The organism is Sphingomonas sp. URHD0057, from assembly GCF_000620665.1.
Taxonomy (GTDB): domain Bacteria; phylum Pseudomonadota; class Alphaproteobacteria; order Sphingomonadales; family Sphingomonadaceae; genus Sphingomicrobium.
Genome location: NZ_JIAU01000006.1, coordinates 259,138 through 282,555 on the forward strand (window position 1 = coordinate 259,138; position 23,418 = coordinate 282,555).

Below are 23,418 nucleotides of genomic sequence, written 5' to 3' on the forward strand. Positions count from 1 at the left end.
CGGCAACAGCCGTGGAGAAACTGCGGCGACCGAGCGTTCTGCGTGTTGAAGGGTCTGCTCGATGCGGCACTTTGACTTCAGGTGGGGCGGAGCCGTCGCGGCATTGCTCGCCGCGAGCGCCGACGCGCAACTCCTTTCCCAGGCGCCTCTGAAGCCTGTCGTCACGCAGACTCTTCAGGCGACGAAGTCGGCGACGCAAAAGGTCCTGGCCGCGCCCCAGACTTTGGTCCCGGCCGTCAGCAATCTCGTCCCCAAAGTAACCAACCAGCTCACCAACATTGTCGGCAACACGATCGGCACGGTCACGACCATCACCTCGCCCTTGCTCAAGGCGCCGTTGTCGCACCCGGCTTCCGTGGTCACGATATCGTCGCCGACGCTCGCCCCAACTGGCGGCAAAGCCGTTGCTCCTTTGACCCGATTTAGCGGCGTGCGCCTCCAGCCTTTGGCCCCTGCTCCGACCCTGACCGAAGCGTCCCTCGCCAACACTCGCATCCAGCGGCTGCGCATGCTCATCGGCGGTAGTGGCGACCGGCTCGACACCGACGACCTCGGCCGTCCCATCGTTCGCGGCCAGATTCTGCTGCTCGACGCCGATCCAGCCTCCCTCGCGCGGCTCCGGCGCGGCGGCTTCCGAATCCTCGCTGACGTCGCCGACGCCGAGCTCGGCTTTCGCCGCACGACTCTCGCTGCCCCCGCCGGCAAGTCCGCGCGGGACGCACTTCGCGAGGCGTGTGCCGATTGGCCCTCGCTCGAAGCGGACTTCGACCATGTTTACGAGCCCGCCGGGGGCCCGCTTCACCCCGGCGGAACGCTCGCTGCAAGCACCTCGGCGCGAACCGGCACCGTGATCGGCATGATCGACGGCGGGGTTGCGTCGCATCCCGCCATCGCCGGCCGCATCCTCGACCAGCACGGTTTTGCCGGCCCTCCGGCCGCCACCGGGCACGGGACATCGGTGGCCTCGCTGATGGTCGGCAAGCAAGGCCGCTTCTCGGGTGCGGCCGCGGGCGCGTCGCTCCTCGTCGCCGACGTTTACGGGCCGGGCCGCGAGGCCGGGTCGGCGAACGCCATCGCCGATGCCTTGAGCTGGCTCGCCGCGAAGCGGGTGCCGGTGATCAACGTCAGCCTCGTCGGCCCGCCCAACCAGCTGATCCGCCGCGCCATCGCCGCCGTGCAGCGCAAGGGCATCGTCGTCGTCGCCGCCGTCGGCAACGACGGCCCCGCCTCGCCCCCGCAATTCCCCGCATCCTTTCCGGGCGTGGTCTCGGTCACCGGCGTCGATCGGCAGGGGGTAGCCCTGTTCGAATCGGGCAACGCCACGCACATCGACTTCGCCGCCCCCGGGACCGACCTCGCGGCCGCGAGTCAGGCCGGCGGCTACACCAGCGTCCGCGGGACGAGTTTCGCGGCTCCGCTGGTCGCCGGACGCCTTGCGGTCGTGGGATCCCTGCAAAGGCTGACGGCCGAGGCGCTCCCCGGCAAAGGCCGGATCGGACGCGGCATCGTCTGCGCCCGCTGCGGCATCGATCCGCGCCTGCTCGCGGCCCGATGAGCAATCCCAATCAATAATCGGGATGAAATCGGCAACCGCTGCCGTTCTCCTCTGTGAAGGGCACGACTGAAGCCCTTTCGGTGAAGGAGAACGATAATGACGAAGTTCATCCTGATCGCCGGGGGCGCGATCATCCTCCCAACTATGCCCCTGCTGGCCCACGGTAACTCGAGCGGCGGCTCGACCACCGGCGGCACGACCACTTCAGGGTTGAAGACGGGAACCCTCGTCAATGTTTCGATCCTGAACGCCAAGGCACCGACCGCGCGCAGCGCGATCAGCGTGTCGGCCCTCAATCGGACCGCACAGCCGAAGGGCCGCGTCGTCGACGTGTCCGTGCTCAACGGCTACCGCGTGAAATCGATGGGCGGCACCATGCCCGGCACGGGCACCGGCAGTGGCAGTGGCAGTGGCAACCATGGCCATGGCTATGGCCACGGCGGCATCACCATGGGCAACCTCGGCAACGCCAGTCTTGCCAACGTCCGGATCGGCAGCGCCGGAATGGGCCACGGCATCGGGCCCAGCGCGGTGAAGGTGTCGGCGCTGAACGCCCATTCAGGCTCAGCTGGACGGGTCGCCAACGTGTCCATCCTGAACGGCACCGGACCCAAGGGACACAGCCTGGTCAACGTTGCCGCACTGAACGGCAAGGCCGGCAACGCGGGCCGCGTCGCTAACGTCTCGGTGTTGAACGGCAGCGGCTCGACGGGCCACAGCCTGGTCAACGTCGCCGCGCTCAACAAGCACGGCGGGACTGCCGGACGCGTGGCGAACGTCTCGATCCTCAACGGGACCGGCACCAAGGGCCATAGCTTGGTCAACGTCGCCGCGCTCAACGGCGGCAACGGCTCGGCCGGCCAGATCGTCAACGTGGCGGTGCTGAACGGTAGCGGCGGAACCGGCGGATCAGGCGGAACCGGCGGATCAGGCGGAACCGGCGGATCAGGCGGAACCGGCGGAGGCGGAACCGGCGGAGGCGGAACCGGTGGTGGCGGCGGCACCGGCGGCACCGGCGGACAGGGCGGCCCGGGCGCTCAGCACGGCCGCTACCTCCCCGGCCACCCGGACTGGAACCGCCCGAACAGCCGATAGCGAAGCAACCAATTTTCGATCATCCTGGCCCGCCGCGCAAAGTGCCGCAGCGGCGGGCCTTCTTTTTGCCTTCCGAGATTGCCGAGCGCGGCTGGCGCTGCGACACTCGCCGGCATGACCGATCTCACCATCCGCCCGGCCGCCGAAGCCGACTTGCCCGCGATCGGCAGACTCGGCGCAGCGCTGGTCGCCGAGCATCACGAGTTCGATCCGCTGCGCTTCCTCGCCCCGCTCCCCGACATTGCCGAACGCTACGCCCAGTTCATCGGCAGCCGGCTCGGCAACTCGGATGCGGTCGTCCTCGTTGCCGAGCGCAATGGCGTTCTCGGTTACACCTTCGCCACCCTCGAAGGCTTCGATTTCATGGCGCTGCGCGGTCCGGCCGGCGTGATCCAGGACATCATCGTCGACGAGCGCGCGCGGCGCCAGGGCATCGCGCGGGTCTTGCTCGAGGCATTGTTCGCCAGGCTTGCCGCCCAGGGCGCGCCGCGCATCGTCCTCTCGACCGCGCAAAAGAATCTCGGCGCGCAGGCGCTGTTCGAGAGCGAGGGCTTCCGCCGCACCATGATCGAGATGACCCGCGAGCTTTAACCCAGGCGTTTGACCCGGCCCGATCCTCCGCCTAGCGCGGAGCCATGTTGTCCTGGTTTCGCGGGCGTTGGCTCGACATCGTCACCGCCATCTACATCTACAACGAGCATCGCGGCTACACCGCGATCGACAAGGTGCTCTATGCTGTCAGGCGGCATTTCCCCGACGACACCCAATTCATTGCGCAGGTCGAGCGCCACCGCGCCGACGAGCACAAGCACTATCTGATGTTCAAGCGCTGGTTCGAAAAGCGTGGGGTCATGCCGCTCGCCATCGACCGCACCTGCGGCCACATCGACCGCTTCGTCGAGCTGGTCTTCGGCAAGCGCATCGACGACCTCGATCTCGACAAGTTCATCGAGCAGGGCAATTTCGCCGAGCTGTGCCGGGTCATCTCGCTGACCGAGCAGCGCGGTTATCGCCAGATCGAGATCCTGCTCCGTCATCCGGGCGTGCTCGAGGACCGCTCGCTGACCAAGATCTTCCGCGTCATCAAGCAGGACGAGCCGAGCCACTGGGCGCCCTACGACGGCTGGATCGAGCGGCACGGCAGCCGCGATCCCAGATGGTGGGAGCGCGCGATCGACGGCTTCATCCATTCCGAGCTGCTGTTCTTGAAGCTCCCGATGCTGTTCGTGAACCCGGCGCTCAAGCGCCGGAGCGACTGGCCCGACGCCTCCGATCCGCCGAAAACGCAGGCGGCGCTCGCCGCGGCCGCGCCCGAGCTCGAGCTCGCCGAAGCAGGTCCGGTCTGACGAGCACGGAAGCGAAGCTGCTGCCCGAAGGCGTGGCGACTCCCGCCCGCCGCACCCGTCTCGTCGACCGCCTGCTCAGCCGCCGCGGCGCTGTCCTTCTCGTCCGCAACACCGTCGTCAGCACCGGCGTGTTCCTGCTCGGCCTCGGGCTGCTGTGGCTGCTGGTCGAGGAGGCCGGGATGGCCAAGGTATCGGCGGCGGCGCTGTCCTTCCTCGCCGCCAACAGCGTTCACTATGTATTCGGCCGCACCTGGATCTATCGCGGCTCCGATCGGAAGGTGGTCGCGGGCTATGCCTATTTCCTCGTCAATGCGCTGGTCGGACTCGGAGTGACATTGTTGCTGTTCGCCGCCTTCCTCGCGCTCGGCATGCATTACATCCCGGCGCGGGTCGTGACGTCCGTCTTCGCCGGGCTCGTGCTGTTCGTGCTCAACGCAGTCCTCAACTTCCGCAGCCTGTGACCGCCGACCCCAAGCTGCGCATCGCGCTCTTCTCGGGAAATTACAATTACATGCGCGAGGGCGCGAACCAGGCGCTCAACCATCTCGTCGGCTATCTGGAGCGGCGCGGCCACCAGGTGCGTGTCTATTCGCCGGTGACCGACACGCCGGCGTTCGAGCCGGCGGGCACGCTGGTTCCAGTGCCTTCGGTCACGGCTCCCTTCCGCAAGGAGTTCCAGATCGCGCTCGGTTTGCCCGCGGTGACCCGCCGCGACCTCGAGGCCTTTGCGCCCGCGGTGATTCACGTCTCGACTCCCGACTTGCTCGATCTGCGAGCACAGACGTTCGCGAAGAAACACCGCATTCCCATCGTCGCCAGCCTCCACACGCGGTTCGAGACCTATCTCGATTATTACGGGCTCGGCTGGCTGAGGCCGTTGCTCGAAGCGTACCTCAACCGCTTCTACCGCCGCGCCGATCTCGTGCTCGCGCCGACGCCGGCGCTGATCGAGCATCTGAAGCGCATTCGCGGCGATGACCGCGTCGGCCTGTTCAGCCGCGGCGTCGACCGAGCGCTGTTCAATCCTTCGCGCCGCGACGGCGAATGGCGCCGCTCCCAAGGCTGGGGCGACGACGACCCCGTAGTCCTGTTCTTCGGCCGGCCAGTCATCGAAAAGGGCCTCGATATCTACACCGGGGCCATCGAGCTTCTCAAGCATAGCCGCCGCAATGTCCGGGCGCTGGTCGTCGGCGCAGGCCCCAACGCCGACCGCCTTGGCGCGATCGAAGGCGCAGTGCTGACCGGCCACTTGACCGGACCCGACCTCGCCCGCGCCGTCGCCAGCGCCGACCTCATGATCAACCCCAGCGTCACCGAAGCCTTCGGCAACGTCGTGCTCGAAGCGATGGCGTCCGGCCTTGCGGTCGTCTGCGCCGACGCCGATTATTCGCGCGCGATCGTCGATCCCGGGCGTACCGGCATCCTCGAGCCCTCACGCGACGCGCGGGCCTATGCCACCGCCGCGCTGCGCCTGATCGATGATCCGGAGGAGCGGGCACGGATCGGCGCCGCGGCGCGCGAGTCGACCGCCGCCTTCACCTGGGATGCGGCGTCAGCCGCGGTCGAAGCCGCCTACTTCCGGACCGTCGCCGATGGTAGCATGCGCTGAAGCACGCGGTCCTTCAGCACATAGTGATGATAGAGCGCGGCCAGCGCATGAAGCAGCGCAATGACGATGATCGTCCATCCGATCCATTGGTGAAATTCGCGCAGCTGGTGGACCATGGGCCTGCCAAACACCTCGCCGACCGGCGATGGAATCCCCGATCCGAAAAACGCCATCGGCCGCCCGGCGCCCCAGCGGAACGTGAAGCCGAGGGCGGCCTCGGCGGCCAGCAATACATAGAGCAGATAATGCGTCGCCTTGGACGCCAGCCGAACCCAGCCGGCTTCGAGCGACGAAACCTGGTGACCCGGAATCCAGCGCCACACCAGCCGGGCGATAATCACCAGGGTCAGCAGCACCCCGAACGACATGTGGGTGTCCTCGAGCAGCCCGCGGGTCGGCTTGGCGAACCAGTCCCACACCTGTGCGAGCGCAAAGTTCGCGATCACCAGCGCCGCGGTCGCCCAGTGCAGGAAGATCGCCACTCCGTCGTAATTCGTGCCGTCATCGCCCGCGACGATGCGCGTCGCGATGTCGAAACCTGTCCTGTCGTCCATCCAGCGTCCTCGTTGGCGGTTGAACGCCCGATAGCCACCAGAGTCACTGTTGCAAGAGATTCGCAATAAGGAAATTTGCCGACCCTCTGGAACGGCAGTTTCCGCGCACTATCTAGCCGATCCCCGCGGCGCTCTCCCGGCCGCCAGTTTTGCGCGCCCCTTCTGGCCGGAGGCATTGTGAACGTCAGCGTATCCCGTTTCGGCGAATCGAGTGAACGCGAGACCCTGTGGGTCCGCATCCGTCGCAGGCCGGTCGGCCAGCAGGTCGCGCTGGCCGCGGCCGCGATCCTGATCCTGCTGCTCGTCGCCTGGCTGCTGTTCGGCAGAAGCGCGCCGCCCCCGCCCCCGCCCCCCGGCCCGACCCCGGTCGGCGTCGTCATAGTCACGGAGCAGCCGGTTCAGCTTAGCACCGAGCTGCCCGGCCGGACGTCGGCCTATGAAACGTCGGACGTCCGCCCACAGGTCGATGGGATCGTCCGCGCTCGCCTCTTCACCGAGGGCGATTACGTTCGCGCCGGCCAGCCGCTCTATCGCATCGATCCCGTCAGCTATGAGGCCCAGACCGCCAACGCCCGGGCTTCGCTCGCCAAGGCCCGCGCCGCGACCATCGCCGCCGACGGCCAGGTCCGCCGCTACGCCGAACTGGTAAAGCGCGACTTCGTTTCCAAGCAGCTTTACGAAAATGCGCTGTCCGCCGCCGGCGCCGCCCGCGCCGAAGTGGAGGCCCAGGCTGCGGCTTTGCGCTCGGCCCAGATCGACCTTGACCGCACCACCATCCGCGCGCCCATCTCGGGCCGCATCGGCCGGTCGGTCTATACGACCGGAGCTTTGGTCAAGGCCGGGCAGGACAATCCGCTCAGCACCATCCAGCGGCTCGACCCGATCTATGTCGACATCCAGCAGTCGAGCTCCGACCTGCTGCGGCTGCGCGAGCAGATTCTGTCGGGGCAGGTTGCAAGCGACACGGCGCCGGTCCGCCTCAAGCTTGAATCCGGGTCGACCTATCCGCTGGTCGGCACCCTCAGCTTTGCCGACGTTACGGTGGACCCGGCGACGAGCTCGCAAACCGTTCGCGCGGTCTTCCCCAATCCGCAGCACCTGCTGCTCCCGGGGATGTTCGTCCGCGGGCAGCTGACGCAAGGGGTCCAGGCGCGCGCCATCCTCATTCCACAGCGCGCGGTCAGCCGCGACGAGCGCGGCCGCCCGACCGTACTCATCGTCGGCAAGAACAATATGTCGGAGCTTCGCGTCATCCAGGCCGACCGCACGAGCGGCGACGATTGGGTGGTCACCGGCGGGCTCAAACCCGGCGAAAAGGTCATCGTCGACGCCGGCCCGCTGGTGCGCCCGGGCGTGCCGGTGAAGCCCGACACGCAGCGGGGCCGCTGAGCCTTCATGTCGCGCTACTTCATCGACCGGCCGATCTTCGCCTGGGTGCTGGCGATCCTTGCCTGCCTGTTCGGGCTGCTGTCGATCCGCTCGCTCCCGGTCGCCCAGTTCCCGGCCCTCGCTCCGCCGCAGATCGGCGTTACCGCAGTCTACCCCGGCGCCGACGCGACGACGCTCGACAAGACCACGACCCAGATCATCGAGCAGCAGCTTCAGGGCATCGATCACCTGCGCTACTTCGCGTCTCAATCGTCGTCCTCGGGCCAGGTCACGGTCACCCTGACCTTCGAGCAGGGCACCAATCCCGATACCGCCCAGGTCCAGGTCAACAACAAGGTCCAGTCGGCGCTCCCGCTGCTTCCGCAGGAGGTTCAGCGCCAAGGCGTCCGCGTCGAGAAATCGTCCGCCAACTTCGCCCTCGTTCCCGGGCTCTACTCCACGGACAATTCGCACGACCAGTTCGACCTTGCGGACATGATGGCGTCGAAGATCCAGGAGCCGGTCAGCCGGATCAACGGCGTTGGCGGCTTCCAGCTTTTCGGATCGCAATATGCGATGCGCATCTGGGTCGATCCGATGAAGCTCAACAGCGTTCAGCTGACCATGGCCGACGTGACGTCGGCGGTTCAGGCCCAGAACGCGCAGGTCTCGGCCGGCCAGCTCGGCAACCTCCCCGCGCCCGCCACCCAGCAGCTCAACGCGACCGTATCGGTCCAGTCGCGGCTGCAGACCCCAGAGGAATTCGGCACCATCCGCCTCAAGACCGCGGAGGATGGCTCGGTCGTCCGCCTCCGCGACGTGGCGCGGATCGAGCTGGGGTCGGAAGCCTACGGCTTCAGCGCGAAATACAGCGGCCATCCGGCGACCGCGGCCGCGATCCGCCTCGCGCCCGGCGCCGACGCCCTCAAGACCATCGGCGAGGTCAAGGCCAAGATCGCTGAAATCTCCAAGACCCTGCCGCCCGACGTCAAGGTCATTTACCCGTGGGACACGACGCCGTTCGTCAAGGTCTCGCTGAAGCAGGTCGTCGAGACCCTGTTCGAGGCGATGGTCCTCGTCTTCCTCGTCATGTTCCTGTTTCTGCAGAACTGGCGCGCGACCCTGATCCCGACGATCGCCATCCCGGTCGTCTTGCTCGGCACGCTGACGGTGATGGCCATCGCCGGCTTCAGCATCAACACGCTGACCCTGTTCGGAATGGTCCTCGCCATCGGCCTGCTGGTCGACGACGCCATCGTCGTGGTCGAGAACGTCGAGCGGCTGATCCAGACCGAAGGGCTCACGCCGAAGGAAGCCGCGCGCAAGTCGATGGACGAGATTTCAGGCGCCCTGATCGCCATCGGGACCGTGCTCGCGGCGGTCTTCCTGCCGATGGCATTCTTCGGCGGCTCGACCGGAGTCGTCTACCGCCAATTCTCGATTACGATCGTCTCCGCGATGACCCTGTCGGTGCTCGTCGCACTGATCCTCACCCCTGCGCTCGCCGCGACCCTCCTGAAGCCCGGCGACCCCCTGGAGCACGCGGGCAATGGTCCGCTCGCGCGCTTCTTCCGCTGGTTCAATGGCGGTTTCGAGCGCGCCCGGGTCATTCACGAGAACGGCGTCGTCCGGATGCTCGGCGGCAAGCGGCGCTCGGCTCTGGCCTATGCCGCCATCGTCCTCGTGATGGCCTTCCTGTTCTGGCGGCTGCCGACCGGTTTCATGCCCGACGAGGACACCGGCGCCGTGTTCACCCTGGTCGCTGAGCCGTCCGGAGCGACCCTGCCGCGGACCGATGCGGCGCTCGACCATGCCCGCGACTATTTCGAGAAGAACGAAGCAAAAAACATCGAGGGCGTGTTCACCGTCGGCGGCTTCTCCTTCGCCGGGCAGGGCCAGAATGCCGGCATCGCCTTCCTGCCGTTGAAGCCGTGGGACGAGCGCAAGGGCAAGGCCAACACCTCCAAGTCGATCGCCGACCGCGCCACCGGCGCGCTCATGGGCTATCGCGATGCGCTGATCATCTCGTTCATCCCGCCCGCCGCGCTCGAGCTCGGCAACGCCACCGGCTTCGACCTCCAGCTGGTCGACAGCGGCAACATCGGCCACGCCAAGCTGACCGAGGCGCGCAACATGCTGATGGGCATGGCTATGCAGGACAAGCGCATCGTCGGCATTCGCCCGGTCAGCCTCGAGGACGCGCCCCAGCTCACCGTCGATGTCGACCAGGACAAGGCGCGCGCGCTCGGCCTCGACATCGGCCAGATCAACCAGACCATCGCTTCGGCCTGGGGCGGCTCGTACATCAACGACTTCATCGACCGCGGCCGGGTCAAGCGGGTCTATGTCCAGGTCGATCAGCCGTACCGGCAGCAGCCGGAGGATATCCACGACCTCTACGTCCGCGGCTCGGACGGCAAGAGCATGGCGCCCTTCACCGCCTTCTCGAACCTCAAATGGGCCAACGCGCCGGTCCAGCTGTCGCGCTACAATGGCGCGCCCTCGCTGGAGCTCCAGGGCTCCCCCGCGCCCGGCGTCAGCACCGGCACCGCGATGAAGGCGCTGGAGGAGATGCAGGCCAAGCTCCCGCCGGGCACGTCGCTGCAATGGACCGGGCTCAGCTACGAAGAGCGCCAGTCGAGCGGTCAGGCGCCGATGCTCTACGGCCTGTCGCTGCTGATCGTCTTCCTGTGCCTCGCCGCGCTCTATGAAAGCTGGCTGATTCCGGTCGCGGTGTTGCTGGTGGTCCCGCTCGGGATCGTCGGCGCCGTCATCATGGCCAAGCTCACCGGGCTCGAGAACAACATCTACCTCCAGGTCGGCCTGATCACGACGATGGGCCTCGGCGCCAAGAACGCCATCCTGATCGTCGAGTTCGCCGAGAGCCGGCTTGCCGCCGGGGCCGACCTCGTCCACGCCGCGATCGAGGCCGCCAAGCTCCGGCTTCGCCCGATGCTGATGACCAGCCTTGCCCTGGTGTTCGGCGTGCTGCCCCTGGCCATCGCCAGCGGTCCGGGCGCAGGCAGTCAGAACGCCATCGGCCGCGCCGTGGTCGGCGGCGCGCTCTCCGCGACCTTCCTAGCGATCTTCTTCGTCCCGCTGTTCTTTGTGTTCGTGCAGAGCCTGCTGCGGCGGGACAAGCGGGCGCCGTCGACGGAGGCGCAGCCAGTCCCCGCCGAGTGACCGTCCGGTTGCTCGGTCCGTGCCCGGCATGCCATTGATCCCTTAAGAGGGAGCCGCATGCCGAGGCTGTTCGCGTTCTTTGCCGCCGCGCTTGCGCTGGCCGTCGCCGGCTGGGCGCAACCGGCGGTCCAGCCGGGCGGCGACATCCCGTCCAAGTTCCACCCCGCCTTCCCGCCGCCGGCCGAGCCGAAGCCGCCGCCGCGCTATGGCCCGCCGCCCTCCGCTCATCTCTACGACCGGCGCGAGGTCATGATCCGGATGCGCGACGGCGTCTCGCTGTACACCGTGTTGATCATCCCAAAGGGCGCCGGCAAAGCCCCGATCCTGCTCGACCGCACCCCCTATTCGGCCGACAAGGCGAGTGGCAAAGGCGTGCCCAGCGCCTGGCCCGAAGGGATCCTGACGCCGATCTATGCCGAGCTGGTCCGCGCCGGCTACATCGTCGCGATCCAGGACGTGCGCGGCAAATACCGGTCCGGCGGCGACTATGTGATGACCCGCCCCCTGCGCGGGCCGCTCAACCCGACCGCGGTCGACCATTCGACCGACGCATTCGACAGCATCGACTGGCTGGTCAGGCACGTGCCCGAGAGCAACGGCCGGGTCGCCACCATTGGCATCAGCTACGACGGCTTCGCCGCGCTGATGAGCCTGGTCGGCCCTCACCCTGCGCTCAAGGCGGCGGTGCCCATCAACCCGATGGTCGACGGCTGGAAAGGCGACGACTGGTTCCACAACGGCGCCTTCCGGCAGGAGATGCTGAGCTTCGTCTACGGCCAGACCGCCGACCGCCGCTCCGACCAGCAATGGCTGTCGGGCTATGACGATTATGCGACCTACCTGCGCTACGGCTCGGCCGGCGCTTATGCCCGCGCCATCGGCATGGAGCAGCTGCCGTTCTGGCGCCGCCTGACCATCCACCCCGCCTACGACGGCTATTGGCAGGGCCAGGCGCTCGACCGCATCCTTGGCCAGCGGCCACTAACCGTCCCGACCCTGCTCGTCTCGAGCTTCTGGGACCCGGAGGACATTTACGGCGCGACCGCGGTGTTCGAGGCGGTCAAGCGGAATGACCACGGCAATGCCCACCTAGTCCTCGGCCCCTGGTACCATGGCCAGGTCAACGGCGGCGCATGGAACCTCGGCCCGCTGGAGTGGGGCGAGGACACCGGCCGCTGGGTCCGCTCCAACGTCCTCCTCCCGTTCCTCAATCAGTATCTCAAGGACGGACCGCCGTCGGGCATCGCCCGGGTCACCGCGTTCGAGGCCGGCCCCAACCGCTGGCAGCGCCTCGACGACTGGCCGCCCGCCTGCGCCCGTGGCTGCCCGGCCAACCTCAGCCCGCTCTATCTCGCCCCTGGCGGCAAGCTCGGCTTCACCGCCCCTCGGAAAAGCGCGTCCGACTGCTACGTCTCCGACCCCGCTCACCCGGTCACCTACCGTGCCGCGCCCAACCTCTCGCCGTGGGCGGCGGGGTCGACCTGGCGCACCTGGCTCAGCGACGATCAGCGCTTCGCCGCGCTCCGCCCCGACGTCCTCACCTACAGCGGCGAGCCGCTCACGCAGCCGCTCAAGCTCGCCGGCACGCCGCTCGTCCACCTCGTCGCGGCGACCAGCGGGTCCGACAGCGACTGGGTGGTTAAGCTGATCGACGTCTACCCCGACCCCCACCCGGCAAAACCGGGCATGGCCGGCTACGCCTTCCCGATCGCGATGGACGTGATCCGCGGCCGCTACCGCACCGACCCGGCGCGCCCGGCGCCCCTCACCCCCAACGCGCCGCTGACCTACGAATTCGCGCTCCCCGGCGTCGACTATGTCGTCCAGCCCGGCCACCGCCTGATGGTCCAGGTCCAGTCGAGCTGGTTCCCGCTGTACGACCGCAACCCGCAGACCTTCGTCCCCAACATCTTCTTCGCCGAAGCCAAGGATTACCGCGCCGCCACTCAGCGTGTCTTCACCGGCAAAGACGGCAGCTGGATCGGCCTGCCTGTCGTCGACTGACCTTGCGAAGCGGCCCGCCGCTGGCTACCTCCCGCCCCGGCACAGGAGTGTAGCTCAGTTGGTAGAGCATCGGTCTCCAAAACCGAGGGCCGTGGGTTCGAGTCCCTCCACTCCTGCCAGCCGCAACGCGACTAGTTACAGAATGAGATTATTCACCGTCAGCGCGCCCTCGCCCGCAGCCGACCACAGATTGATCATCAGGTCGGGGCCATCGACGTTGTCAGTATAGCCGAGGATCCACAGCTCGCCGCCAAAACCGCCAATGGTCAGCGTGCCCGGCGTGGTCACGGTCGGCGGATGTCCAAAGCTGTACCCGGCGAATACGAACGCCTGGTTTCCGGCGACGAGCGCGTTGGCGTCGATTGCCGACAGGTCGATGCGATCTTCTGCCGACCAATCGTAGATCATTTCGGCGCCATAGGTCTTCGAGAGTTCGGCCAGGCTCAAATAAGCGAAGGTGTCGCTGCCGCCACCGCCCGATAAGGTATCGCTGCCAAGTCCGCCGATAATCCGGTCGTCGCCTGCGCCACCCTTGATAATATCGTCTCCGCCAAGCCCATTGATGGTGTCGTTGCTGCCGGTGCCGTTCAGCATGTCGTTGCCGGACGTGCCCGTGATCGTTCCGGTTGGTCCGCCGCCTGAACCGCCACCGCTGCCGAACTGAAGCGCCGCCTGAACTGTCGTCGCTGTCGCATTCGAAAAGGTAATGGTGTCCGAGGCCGACAGGGTCAGCACCACGTCGCCGCCGACTTGCGCGAGCGATTGGGCGGAGGCGTAGCCAGATATCCTGACGAGATCGCCGGCAGCGAAGTCCGTGACGACGTCCCGACCGTCCGAGATCGCGTACAGGAAAGTGTCGTTGCCGGCTCCGCCGCTGAGCAAGTCGTTGCCCTTCCCACCGTTGATGGTGTCGGCTCCGCCGCCGCCATAAATCCTGTCGCTGCCGCCAAGGCCTTCCAGAAGGTCGTTTCCGCCGTATCCGCGGATAATGTCCGCCGCGCCGGTACCGATGATGTGATTGGCCGCAGACGTGCCCGTGTATGTCGCCATGATCTTCCTCCCGACTGGATGCCGTGGAAATTCGCCCGCCGGTCTAGTGATTGCGCCGCGCGAACCAGTCGCTGCCGAGAACCTCGACGCGATGGTCGGTGATGTACCAGTTGCCGTCCGCTCTGAGCTCACACGGGAAGGCGCGATTGAGGAAGCTCCTGACTTCCCCTTCGCTGGAGAAGAGGTCGGGGAAGAGGTCGATCAGGAAATCGTCGTCGTTGCTCAAGGCGTTGCGCTCGACTTCGCACGCACCGCGGCTGGCGAACGGGTCGTCGAGATGGAGAACGTGATTGGCGTGGGCAGGGCTTGTCAGGATGAAGGCTTCGGCAGCTGCCGCGATGAGAAACTTGGTCATTCGGTCCTCCTGTTCGGACGCTCCGTAGAAGCTCGAATTCGCGTCCTTTGCCTCCCTCAAACGGGAAGGCTCGTGCGTAGAAATGGCCCGGCCGATGTGCCATGATGGAGGTCTGACGATTTGCCGATTATTCGGCGATCATTTGGGGGATGCGCCCAGGCGATGGACCTGCGACGGGCCGCGAACGACTTCATGGTCACGACGGCCGACTTGGCCGCAAGGGACGATTTCCGGCTCGGCAATATCGTCATCAGCCCGCCAACGCGGACCATCCGTGGGCCCGCCGGCAACCTCGATGTGGAGCCCCGGGTAATGCAGGTCCTGGTCGTGCTCGCCGATGCGGCAGGCCAGGTCGTCACTCGCGAAACATTGTTCAATCGCTGTTGGGGCAGCGTCTACGTCGGCGACGACAGCCTTAATCGCGCGGTTGCGGCCGTGCGCCGCGCGCTGGCCGACGTCGGCGGCAACGGTGTCGAGATCGAGACCATCCCGCGGACCGGCTACAAGCTTACCGGCGCAACCGCCGAGCCAGCGCAAATTGGTGGCGAAGCGAATGGCAAAGACATCCGCAAACTGTCTCGCCGACAGCTCGCTGGCGGGGCGGCGGCGGCGGCGGTTCTGGGAGGCGGGATTTGGTGGGGGTCTGGCCGCTGGGATGATGCGTCGCGCTTCGACCGGCTGATGGCACGGGGCGATGAAGCATTCCGCAACGGAACCGCCTTCGAGGAATGGGCAGCGAACGCAAGAGACACTCCGAACATGGTCCAGCTCTATCAACAGGCCGTGCGGCTTCGGCCGGACAGCGCGAAGGCATGGGGCCTGTTGGGCTATTTCACGAGCGCTCGGGCCGAAGACGCCGCCAAGCAGGACGCCCCGAAAGTCGTCGCCAATGCCCAGGCCGCGATCCAGCGCGCACTCGAACTCGATCGGAACGAGCCGAATGCCCGGGTCGGCATGTTCCTGCTTCAGGGCCCGATGTTGGATTGGGCCGCGCGCGACGGCCAATTGCGCGGCATCCTTGCGACCGATCCCACCAACCTCCTGGCGATGATGGAATTGATGCCGCTGCTACAGGCCGCTGGCCTGACGCGCGAGTCCTGGATGTGGAACGAGCGCATGTTGCGGGCATCACCGTTCATGCGAGCGGGCCTTGTCGTTCGAGGTTTGAAACTTTGGATCCTTGGGCGGGTCGGAGAAGCGGACAAGGTGATCAATCGCGTGCGCGGACTCTGGCCCGACTATTGGTTCGGCAATTATGCCCGCTTCATCATCTTCGCCCTGACCGATCGACCCGCCGCGGCTCGAGCCACCCTGGACGAGGTCCACATTTTCGACGGGCTTCAGTCGAAAGGAACGTGGCTGACCGCGCTCGACGCCCTCGAATCGCGCACGCCTTCGGCCCTCGAAACCGCACGCAGTGCGTGTCTCGAAACGGCGCGGCGTGCGCCGCCATTGGCCAACGACATGGTCATGATGCTGTGCGCGCTCGGTCTTGCCGACACCGCATTCGAGGTTACCGAGGGGTTCTTGCTCTGGCGAGGCAAGTTTCTCAGCATGGACCGGACCAACAAAAGAGCCGTCGACGACTACAATCGGCGGATGACGCAGTGGTTGTTCACGCCGCCGGTCGCAGTCATGTGGGCTGATCCGCGCTTTCCGAAGCTCTGCGACGAATTCGGCCTGACCGCTTATTGGCGCGCGCGGGGCGTGCGGCCCGATTATCAGGCCTACGGCTAGAACCGTGATTCCAGCCCGAGGCCGACCTCGCGCGGGTCGGTCAGATCCACTTGTGTGTCGGGACCGTCGAGCGGGCCGTCCAATCCTACGATGTGGAATTTGTTGAACAGGTTCTGCGCGTAAGCGAACATGGTGAAGCGACGCGCGTCCCAGCTGGCGCGGGCATCCACGATCGTCCACCCGGTCGTCCGAAACCGCGGATCCTCGCTGTCGTCGCCCCAGAAGCCACTGTTGTGGCGCAGCTGCGCGGCGATCCGGAAACGCCGAACCGGCTCCCAATCGACGCCGGCGGCGCCGGTGAAATGGGGCGCTCCGCCGAACTCCTTGCCGAGGAAGGGGTCGTTGGGATCGATGGTCCTGGTGATCCGCGTGTCGAGCAACCCCATCGCCGCCGTCAACGTCAGCCGGCCCGTCGGCCTCGCCGTCAGCTCGAGCTCGGCGCCATAGCTCCGCGCCCGCGGCTCGCTGAGGATCTGGAGCAGGCCGACCTGGCCGCCCGGCGAGTTGAAGTCGAAGTCATGCTCGCGCTGGGCGTCGCGCATGGCGTTGTAGAAGAGGTTGCCGACGATCCTCACGCGCCCGCCGAACAGGCTGGCGCGGGTGAACGCTTCATAATCCCATAGATATTCGGGCTTAAACTCGAGCTGAGCGCGATGCGCCGGGTCGAGCGTTACCCCGCCCGGATTGTAGGCGCGCTGCACCAGGACACCGACGCGCACGTCCTCGCTGAGGTCATAGGCCGCGCTGACCTTGGGCAGGATGGCGTGCGTCCGTTGGTTATAGTCGAGCGGCAGATCGGGCGTCATTCGCAGCACGCCGATCCGCCTTTTGCCGTCGCTCTGGTAACGCGCACCTGCAGTCAGCGAGACGCGCGACGATGGGCGCCAGGTCAGCTCGCCGAATGCGCCCGCGCTCCGCTGTCGGTCCTTGAAGCTGCCGGTGCCGAGATGGGCGATCGAAAGGTCGATGAACTGGTTGAGGTCGGTGTTCTGCAGATTGCCTCCCGCGACCCCGCTCAGAGGCCCGCCGGCCTTCCATTCGAACACCGTCTCGAGCGAGCGGTCCCGGCCGCGGATTCGGGTCTGGCCGAAACCCTGCGGCGCGAAACGACGGAACCGCGATCGCCCCCAGGTCAGCGTGGTCCGGGATTCGATCGCGTCGGTGAACGGATACGTGGCCGTCGTCGTCACAGAATCCACGTCCGACTTGAAATAGCCGATGACGTACCGGTTGTTGCGGCGGTCGCGGAACGGCGCTCTGCCGAATTCGGCCTGCGGCGCCTGCGACTGATTATGGGCATAGATCGCCAGCAGCTTGAGCCCCGGCACCGCCCGCGGCTCGGCGAGCAGCTTGGCCCGCGTCGCCCAATAACGGTCGCGGTTGAGGTCGCCGATGCCGACGACCGGCCCGCTTAGCTCCTGCGCCGCGCGCGCCCGATAAACATCGCCGGAGACGCGGAACGCGAGCTGGTCGCCGACCAGCGGGCCCGACAGCACCGCCGAGACTTGTCGCCGCCGCGAACCGCCTGCGATCACCCGTCCCCGGCCTTCGAATGCATAGGTCGGCTCAGCGGTGTGGATGAAGATCGCGCCGCCGATCGAATTGACGCCTTGAGTCGTGGTCTGCGGGCATCGGAACACCTCGACATGGTCGACGTCCCACAATCCTTCGGAGCTGTTGGCGAATTCGTTGAACGTGACCGTCCGCCCGTCGATCTGCGTCACCGTGCGTGGCCGCGCGCCGCCCAGAAACCCGGGCAGCCCGGCGAGCACGCCAATGCTGGCTTGGCCGCGGATGCTCGGCGTCGCACGGCTGTTCAGGATCAGCACGTTGGGCACGAACGCGAGCACATCCTGCACGCGGTCCGGCGCGGCCATCGCTTCGATGTCGCGCTTGTCGAACACCGCCACGCTCGAGGCGGTTTCCTTCAATGAGCGCCTGGCGCGCTCGCCGGTGACGACGATCGCGCTGTCGGTCTTCGCCTCAGGCCCCGGCGGCGCGGCTTGCGCGACCGCCGCGGCCATCGCCAGCGTCAGGACCCCCACTACCGCCTCCCCCTCGAAGCGCATTCGGCGGCCGCATTCTTAACCGAGATTAGGCCGCGCCGACAGTGAACCTTCGCCAGCCTTGAAGACTCGCCGCCGTGTCGCTAAGTGACCCGCAGCCCCGCCGGCCCTTGTGGCCTCGCGGGGCGCTTTTCTATCCGCAAGACGAGCAAGGGCAAACGTGGCACGAGTCTCTCCCGGCGAATTCATCCGTCAGGTCCGCGCCGAGACCGCCAAGGTCCATTGGCCGACCCGCAAGGAAACCGTCGCCACGGCGATCATGGTCATCATCATGACCCTGCTGCTCGCCTTCTTCTTTTTCGGCATCGACGCCGTCTTCTCGACGCTCGTCAAATATCTGCTGAGCCTGCTCAGCAAGTAGCTTCAAGGTCCAACGCTTTATGTCCCGCTGGTACATCATCCACGCTTATTCCGGTTTCGAGAACAAGGTCCGCGACAACATCATGAGCGAGGCCAACCGCCTCGGCCTCACCCGCTTCGTCGAGGCGATCGAGGTCCCGACCGAGACCATCACCGAGATCAAGCGCGGCAAGCGCGTCGAGGCCGAGCGCAAGTTCATGCCCGGCTACGTCCTCGCCCACCTCGAGATGAACGACGACGTCTATCACCTGGTCAAGAACACCCCCAAGGTGACCGGCTTCCTCGGCCCCAACGGCAAGCCCCAGGCGATCCCCGACGCCCAGGCCGCGCGCATGCTCTCGACCAAGGAAGAGCAAGCCGCCAACGCGCCCAAGCAGAAGATCACCGTCGATTACGAGATCGGCGATTCGGTCAAGGTCCTCGACGGCCCCTTCGCGAGCTTCAACGGCATCGTCGAAGAGCTCGATTTCGACCGTGGGCGGGTGAAGGTCAGCGTGTCGATCTTCGGGCGGGCTACTCCCGTCGAGCTGGAATTCGAACAAGTGGAGCGCGTGAAGTAACCCGCTCCGTACCCCTGCGAAGGCAGGGGTCCAGTCTGGGCTCCTGCCTTCGCAGGAGCACATCAAGGGCCGCGTCAGCGGCCCTTTTATTTCACACCCGCCGCACCCGCGGCGGCCCGCGCTTCCGCTCCGGCTGAGCAAACGCCAGCTCCCACTCCGCCAGCCTCGTCTCCATCTGCTCGATCCGCCAGCCGCCGAACAGCGCCCGCTCCGGATCGTGCGCTTGCCTGTCCGGGTCGGCACGCGACCAGCCGCTGACCTGTGCCAGGTCGGGCAAGCCGAAATGCTCGGCCACGCCCAGCTGCTCGCGCACCAGGTGACCGGCCGGTCCCCACGCCGGCTCGCCCCGCTCCATCCGCTCGGCCTCGGCGACCTCGAACGCCTCGCGCTCCCGCTCGTCGCGCGCTTCAGACATCTGCGCCAGCCGCTCGTTGCGCGCCTCGCGGCTCTCCCCGCGCCGCCGCCGCAGCGGCGTCGGCTCGTCGACCAGCAGCGCCGCTTTCTGGTGGAGGTACATCAGCTGCAGCGCCTGGCTGGCGCTCATCGGCGGCATCGCCGGAGGATCGTTGTGGCGCCACTCGTCATGCTCGTGGCTCGCCGGGACGGTGCTTTCGATCAGCGCCAGCTCGAGCGCCTCATAGCCCTGCGCGAGCGCCAGCCGCACCTCGCGCGCGAACGCCGGGTCGCGCTTCCGCCGCCGGTTGAAAGCGTTGAACGCCGCCCCCACCGCCGCCGCCGCGAGGCTCAAGTTGCACGTCGCCGACAAGGCCGCGAGGAACGCCTGCTCAGCCGCCGGAGTAAGCTTACCCGCCTGCGCTCGTTGCATCTGTAACTTCCCATTACGAGTGCGCCGCACGACAGGCTCGCCACCGGCTGTGCGAAACGACGCCGCCGAGCGTAACGTAAGCGGAGCGGAGCGAGTGTCGTTATGCGTAGAGACGGCGAAGGCCGGCCGACGGGTCGCGCTCGTTCGGTTGGCTTGGATGGAACGAGCCACCCAAGCGCGAGCCCGATCGACGTCACGCGATTCACTCGCGTGACGGCCCTTCTTCCACTTCTGACTCAGACTAGCCTGAGCGAACACCACCGCCGCATCCCACGCGCTCGCGAAGTGCGCATGCTTGCGCCGCCGATGCTGCATCGTGCCGTACTTGAGCCCCACCTCCCGGCACGCGAGCCGAACGTTCCCGGTGCGGCGGAGGAGCTTGAGGAAAGCACGGTTCTCGAGGGTCTGAGCGCGCGTGAAAGGTCTCGCCACCGGCGAGCGTAAGCAATTGAAATCCTACATTTCAACCATAATCGCCGCTCTCCCCTTCGTGGAAGAGGGCAGGGAGAGGGGCTGCTGCGGGCGCCCCTTTCCTTTTGCTCCCCCGCTGGGCAAAGGTGGGGCTGCCGAGTGAGGGGGCTATATGGCGAAGCTGAACATCAAACAGATTCAAGCCCGAGCGTTGGACATTCTTGAGTCGGCTACCGGTGGGATCAGGTGGGGCGAGTTGCTAAAAGCAATCCACGGCGCCGACCCCGAGACACCGCCAAACACGATCCACGGCGCTCTTCAGTCGCTCTTCTCAAACAATGACGACATCATCAAAGTTGCCCGGGGAACCTATCAGCTCGCGAAGTATGTGGACGCTCAAGCTCTTCAGTCAGTTGCGACAGAGTATGCGAGCGAGACTGAGGGAATCCAGGTCGAAACTCCGGCCAACGTGAAAGTTACGCTCGTAGAATCTGACTTCTACGAGAGCTTTGCACAATGGTTGATTGACGTTGCAGAAGAAGTGAATGCCGCCGTCGCACTTGGCGGCAGCATCCTGAAAGGAAAATGGAGTACGCCGGATGTCATTGGCGTTCTGAAATGCCGACCGCAAGACATCCTGAAATTCGAACCCCAGATTGTTTCGGCCGAGATCAAAATCGATCCCAATCAACCCGTGGTCGCCTTTGGGCAGGCGGTGGCCTACCGGCTCTTTTCACATAAGAGCTACATCGTCGTGCCAACTTCGACGAGCGAAGATGACCTGGCTCGTCTCAAGGCTCTTTGCACGCTCCACGGAGTTGGTCTGGTCAGTTTTGAGCTCAACAAAAGCGAGCCGAGCTACAACACGATTGTTCTACCCGCGCAGGCCAGCCCTGACATGTTCTACGCGAACCAGATGCTGCGACGGCTTCTCGACGCGGATGCCAAGATGTTCAACAAGCTTTTCTGATGCTGGCGGAGGGTAGCAGAATGAGCAACGAGCCGGCGGCAGCCTCATCCGCCGGAAATCGGTCGCTGGCCGATGCTAAGTCGGCAAAGCAGGACGAGTTTTACACTCAGTACGTCGATATTCAGAAAGAGGTCGAAGCCTACCTCGAGTTCGACCCCGATACCTTCCGAGCCAAGGTCGTTTACTGCAATTGTGATGACCCATTTGAGAGCAACTTTTTCAAGTATTTCGCCGCCAACTTTAACAGGCTCGGTCTGAGGAAGCTGATTACCACCAGTTACGACGGCTCCCCCATTGCTGGCGCACAACTCACGTTCGGTGAATACGACGAGAGTAATAGTAAGCGCCAAAAGCCCGTAGCGGTCGCCGTTGAGATCGAAGAAGTGCACGATCTCAATGGAGACGGCGCAACTGGCATTGAAGACGTCAAAGTGTTCTTAGAGCGAAACCCCCATACCCGCACACGCCTGGAGGGGGGTGGTGACTTTCGCAGTAGCGAGTGCATCGCTCTTCTGAAGGAGGCAGATGTGGTGGTTACAAACCCACCCTTTTCCCTCTTTAAAGAATACGTTGGCGAAATTATCGCACACGGAAAGAAGTTCCTCATCGTCGGCCCGAAAAACGCGATTACCTATAAAGAAATATTTCCGTTTATCAGAGAAAATAAGCTGTGGCTTGGGTCAGGCTTTGCTAACGGTAACGCCTATTTCAGTATTCCGTCTCACAGCAATCGGACGTTTGCTAATGGAGTTTTCGACGAGAGCACGGGACTCGTAAAATTTCGCAACGTAGGTTGGTTCACGAACCTCGATCACGGGCGTCGCCATGAGAGAATACCACTTATGACCCTCGCGGATAACCTGAGATTCAGCAAGCATAAGCAGATTAAGGGGAAGGCGTCGTATGAACGGTATGAAAATTTCGATGCCATAGAAGTCCCATACGTCGACGCGATTCCAAGCGATTTCGGCGGCATCATGGGGGTGCCCATCACGTTCCTAGACAGGTACGACCCCGACCAGTTCGAGATCATCGCGAATGGCGACGACCGCGATGAAATGCAGGCTCTTGGGGTTCTGCCGCTGGGATCCGAATATGTCGGCAACGCTGGACGCCGCAAGGTTGGCTTACCAAGCACCAAAAAGGCTCCCTACAAGCGCATCCTCATCCGCGCCCGCCACCCATCGAAGGAGACGGCGAAGTGAAAACGAGCCTTCGCACCGACCTCACTGTCTCCGATGTTTGTGACGGCTTCGTGTACAATCAACTCGAAGGCAAAGGCCTGTTCGGCTTAGGCGGCAAGCTCACTATTCAGCCCGAATATCAACGTAACTACATTTATGCGGAAGGCGGCGGGAAGCGCGAGGAGGCGGTTATCCACTCGCTGCTGAAAGGGTATCCTCTCGGCCTGATCTACTTCAACAAGGTCGGCACGGACAAGTTTGAGGTGCTTGACGGACAGCAGCGCATCACGAGTGTCGGACGGTTCGTGACCAACAAGTTCGCTATCACGGACGACGGCAATCCCAAGACTTTCGACGGTTTGGCCGCGGACCAGCGAGACAAGATTTGTAAGTCGAAACTGCTGATTTACGAATGTGAAGGGACCGAGTCTCAGATCAAACAGTGGTTCGAGACGATCAACATCGCCGGTGTGCCGCTCAAACCGCAGGAGCTTCTGAACGCAATCTACTCGGGACCGTTCGTCACCAAGGCGAAAGAGGAATTCAGCAACAGCCAGAACGCGAACATCCAGAAGTGGGGCGCCTACGTCAAAGGCAGTGCGAACCGGCAGGACTTTCTCGAGCGGGCGTTGGACTGGGTGAGCAAGGGCGAAATCGGCTCTTACATGAGTGCGCATCGCAACGACACCAACATCGATGAACTCAAAAACTACTTCAATAGCGTAATCGACTGGGTTTCGACGGTTTTTACGGATGTGTTGCCCGAAATGAAGGGCTTGGAGTGGGGCCGACTCTATGAGCAATATCACTCCAAGTCATATGATCCGGCCAACGTTTCTACCGAGGTCAAACGGCTTTATGGCAGCCCGTACGTCAAGAACCGCCGCGGCGTCTTCGAGTATATTCTCGGAGGTCTTCAAGACTCGAAGCTTCTGGATGTGCGAGTGTTCGACGACGCGACCAAGCAGTCTGTCTACGCGACCCAAACAGCAGCCGCGCAAGCCAATGGCACGTCAAATTGTCCGCTCTGCGCAGTTGGCCACGCTGCAAATCAGGGCAAGATATGGAACCTTGCCGAAATGGATGCCGATCATGTTTCCGCGTGGAGTAAGGGGGGCGATAGCTCGGCCAAGAACTGCCAAATGCTTTGCGTCACGCACAATCGGGCAAAAGGCAATCGGTAGG

The 23,418-nt window shown here is 65.1% G+C and carries 20 protein-coding genes and 1 tRNA gene; 16 read left to right on the forward strand and 5 right to left on the reverse strand.

Features of this window, described 5'->3' with window-relative positions; all coding sequences use genetic code 11:
- Nucleotides 1-61: 61 nt before the first annotated feature.
- From N539_RS15590 to N539_RS15605, 6 genes are all read left to right on the forward strand, one after another.
- Nucleotides 62-1,555 (forward strand): S8 family serine peptidase, encoded by a 1,494-nt coding sequence (locus N539_RS15590; RefSeq protein ID WP_081774213.1) that lies wholly within the window; start codon nt 62-64, stop codon nt 1,553-1,555.
- 96 nt (nt 1,556-1,651) lie between these two features.
- On the forward strand, nt 1,652-2,650 hold the full coding sequence (locus N539_RS18395) for a hypothetical protein (protein WP_028969423.1): 999 nt from the start codon (nt 1,652-1,654) through the stop codon (nt 2,648-2,650).
- 114 nt (nt 2,651-2,764) lie between these two features.
- Nucleotides 2,765-3,241 carry a GNAT family N-acetyltransferase gene (locus N539_RS0105285; RefSeq protein ID WP_028969424.1) on the forward strand — a complete coding sequence of 159 codons (477 nt, stop codon included), beginning with the start codon at nt 2,765-2,767 and terminating at the stop codon, nt 3,239-3,241.
- Between the two features lie 44 nt (nt 3,242-3,285).
- Nucleotides 3,286-3,996: a ferritin-like domain-containing protein gene (locus tag N539_RS15600; RefSeq protein ID WP_051531458.1), complete on the forward strand. Its 711-nt coding sequence runs from the start codon at nt 3,286-3,288 to the stop codon at nt 3,994-3,996.
- A 32-nt stretch (nt 3,997-4,028) separates the two neighbouring features.
- Nucleotides 4,029-4,457, forward strand: coding sequence for a GtrA family protein (locus tag N539_RS0105295; RefSeq protein WP_028969425.1), 429 nt, complete (start codon nt 4,029-4,031; stop codon nt 4,455-4,457).
- Nucleotides 4,454-5,605: a glycosyltransferase family 4 protein gene (locus tag N539_RS15605; protein ID WP_051531460.1), complete on the forward strand. Its 1,152-nt coding sequence runs from the start codon at nt 4,454-4,456 to the stop codon at nt 5,603-5,605. Before N539_RS0105295 ends, N539_RS15605 begins: the two co-directional genes overlap by 4 nt.
- On the opposite strand, the gene N539_RS15610 is transcribed toward N539_RS15605, so the two are convergent.
- The gene (locus N539_RS15610; protein WP_051531462.1) at nt 5,569-6,159 is read right to left on the reverse strand and encodes a cytochrome b; all 591 of its coding nucleotides are present in this window, start codon (nt 6,157-6,159) and stop codon (nt 5,569-5,571) included. The two genes, N539_RS15605 and N539_RS15610, sit on opposite strands and share 37 nt — an antisense overlap.
- A 294-nt stretch (nt 6,160-6,453) precedes the next feature.
- On the opposite strand from N539_RS15610, the gene N539_RS15615 reads away from it, so the two are divergent.
- From N539_RS15615 to N539_RS0105325, 4 genes are all read left to right on the forward strand, one after another.
- Complete coding sequence (locus N539_RS15615) at nt 6,454-7,548, forward strand: efflux RND transporter periplasmic adaptor subunit (protein ID WP_156029782.1); 1,095 nt, start codon at nt 6,454-6,456, stop codon at nt 7,546-7,548.
- A gap of 6 nt (nt 7,549-7,554) precedes the next feature.
- A complete protein-coding gene (locus tag N539_RS15620; RefSeq protein WP_037552167.1) occupies nt 7,555-10,710 on the forward strand; it encodes an efflux RND transporter permease subunit in 3,156 nt (1,051 codons plus the stop codon).
- A gap of 57 nt (nt 10,711-10,767) precedes the next feature.
- Complete coding sequence (locus N539_RS0105320) at nt 10,768-12,714, forward strand: CocE/NonD family hydrolase (RefSeq protein WP_028969426.1); 1,947 nt, start codon at nt 10,768-10,770, stop codon at nt 12,712-12,714.
- 43 nt (nt 12,715-12,757) lie between these two features.
- Nucleotides 12,758-12,833: transfer RNA gene (locus N539_RS0105325), tRNA-Trp, on the forward strand.
- A 16-nt stretch (nt 12,834-12,849) separates the two neighbouring features.
- On the opposite strand, the gene N539_RS19110 is transcribed toward N539_RS0105325, so the two are convergent.
- Together N539_RS19110 and N539_RS0105335 are read right to left on the reverse strand one after the other, a co-directional pair.
- Nucleotides 12,850-13,764: a calcium-binding protein gene (locus N539_RS19110; protein ID WP_028969427.1), complete on the reverse strand. Its 915-nt coding sequence runs from the start codon at nt 13,762-13,764 to the stop codon at nt 12,850-12,852.
- A 43-nt stretch (nt 13,765-13,807) separates the two neighbouring features.
- On the reverse strand, nt 13,808-14,119 hold the full coding sequence (locus N539_RS0105335; RefSeq protein ID WP_156029770.1) for a hypothetical protein: 312 nt from the start codon (nt 14,117-14,119) through the stop codon (nt 13,808-13,810).
- Nucleotides 14,120-14,281: 162 nt separating this feature from the next.
- On the opposite strand from N539_RS0105335, the gene N539_RS0105340 reads away from it, so the two are divergent.
- Entirely contained in the window at nt 14,282-15,856 is a 1,575-nt protein-coding gene (locus N539_RS0105340; protein ID WP_028969429.1) for a winged helix-turn-helix domain-containing protein, read from the forward strand.
- On the opposite strand, the gene N539_RS0105345 is transcribed toward N539_RS0105340, so the two are convergent.
- Nucleotides 15,853-17,925, reverse strand: coding sequence for a TonB-dependent receptor (locus N539_RS0105345; RefSeq protein WP_028969430.1), 2,073 nt, complete (start codon nt 17,923-17,925; stop codon nt 15,853-15,855). The genes N539_RS0105340 and N539_RS0105345 overlap by 4 nt on opposite strands.
- Before the next feature lie 157 nt (nt 17,926-18,082).
- Here N539_RS0105345 and secE point away from each other — a divergent pair, with 157 nt between their 5' ends.
- Nucleotides 18,083-18,283 carry a preprotein translocase subunit SecE gene (gene secE, locus N539_RS0105350; RefSeq protein ID WP_028969431.1) on the forward strand — a complete coding sequence of 67 codons (201 nt, stop codon included), beginning with the start codon at nt 18,083-18,085 and terminating at the stop codon, nt 18,281-18,283.
- Between the two features lie 19 nt (nt 18,284-18,302).
- Entirely contained in the window at nt 18,303-18,842 is a 540-nt protein-coding gene (nusG, locus tag N539_RS0105355) for a transcription termination/antitermination protein NusG (protein ID WP_028969432.1), read from the forward strand.
- 91 nt (nt 18,843-18,933) lie between these two features.
- Here nusG and N539_RS17675 read toward each other — a convergent pair whose 3' ends face one another.
- Nucleotides 18,934-19,668, reverse strand: coding sequence for a hypothetical protein (locus N539_RS17675; protein ID WP_028969433.1), 735 nt, complete (start codon nt 19,666-19,668; stop codon nt 18,934-18,936).
- A gap of 583 nt (nt 19,669-20,251) precedes the next feature.
- Here N539_RS17675 and N539_RS0105365 point away from each other — a divergent pair.
- The 3 genes from N539_RS0105365 to N539_RS0105375 are packed head-to-tail and all read left to right on the forward strand — an operon-like array spanning nt 20,252 to nt 23,417.
- The gene (locus tag N539_RS0105365) at nt 20,252-21,049 is read left to right on the forward strand and encodes a hypothetical protein (protein ID WP_028969434.1); all 798 of its coding nucleotides are present in this window, start codon (nt 20,252-20,254) and stop codon (nt 21,047-21,049) included.
- A gap of 20 nt (nt 21,050-21,069) precedes the next feature.
- Nucleotides 21,070-22,254, forward strand: a complete 1,185-nt coding sequence (locus tag N539_RS15630) for an adenine-specific methyltransferase EcoRI family protein (RefSeq protein ID WP_051531510.1) — start codon at nt 21,070-21,072, stop codon at nt 22,252-22,254.
- Nucleotides 22,251-23,417, forward strand: a complete 1,167-nt coding sequence (locus tag N539_RS0105375) for an HNH endonuclease family protein (protein WP_028969435.1) — start codon at nt 22,251-22,253, stop codon at nt 23,415-23,417. The genes N539_RS15630 and N539_RS0105375 overlap by 4 nt, the downstream gene beginning before the upstream one ends.
- The last annotated feature ends 1 nt before the right edge of the window (nt 23,418 follow it).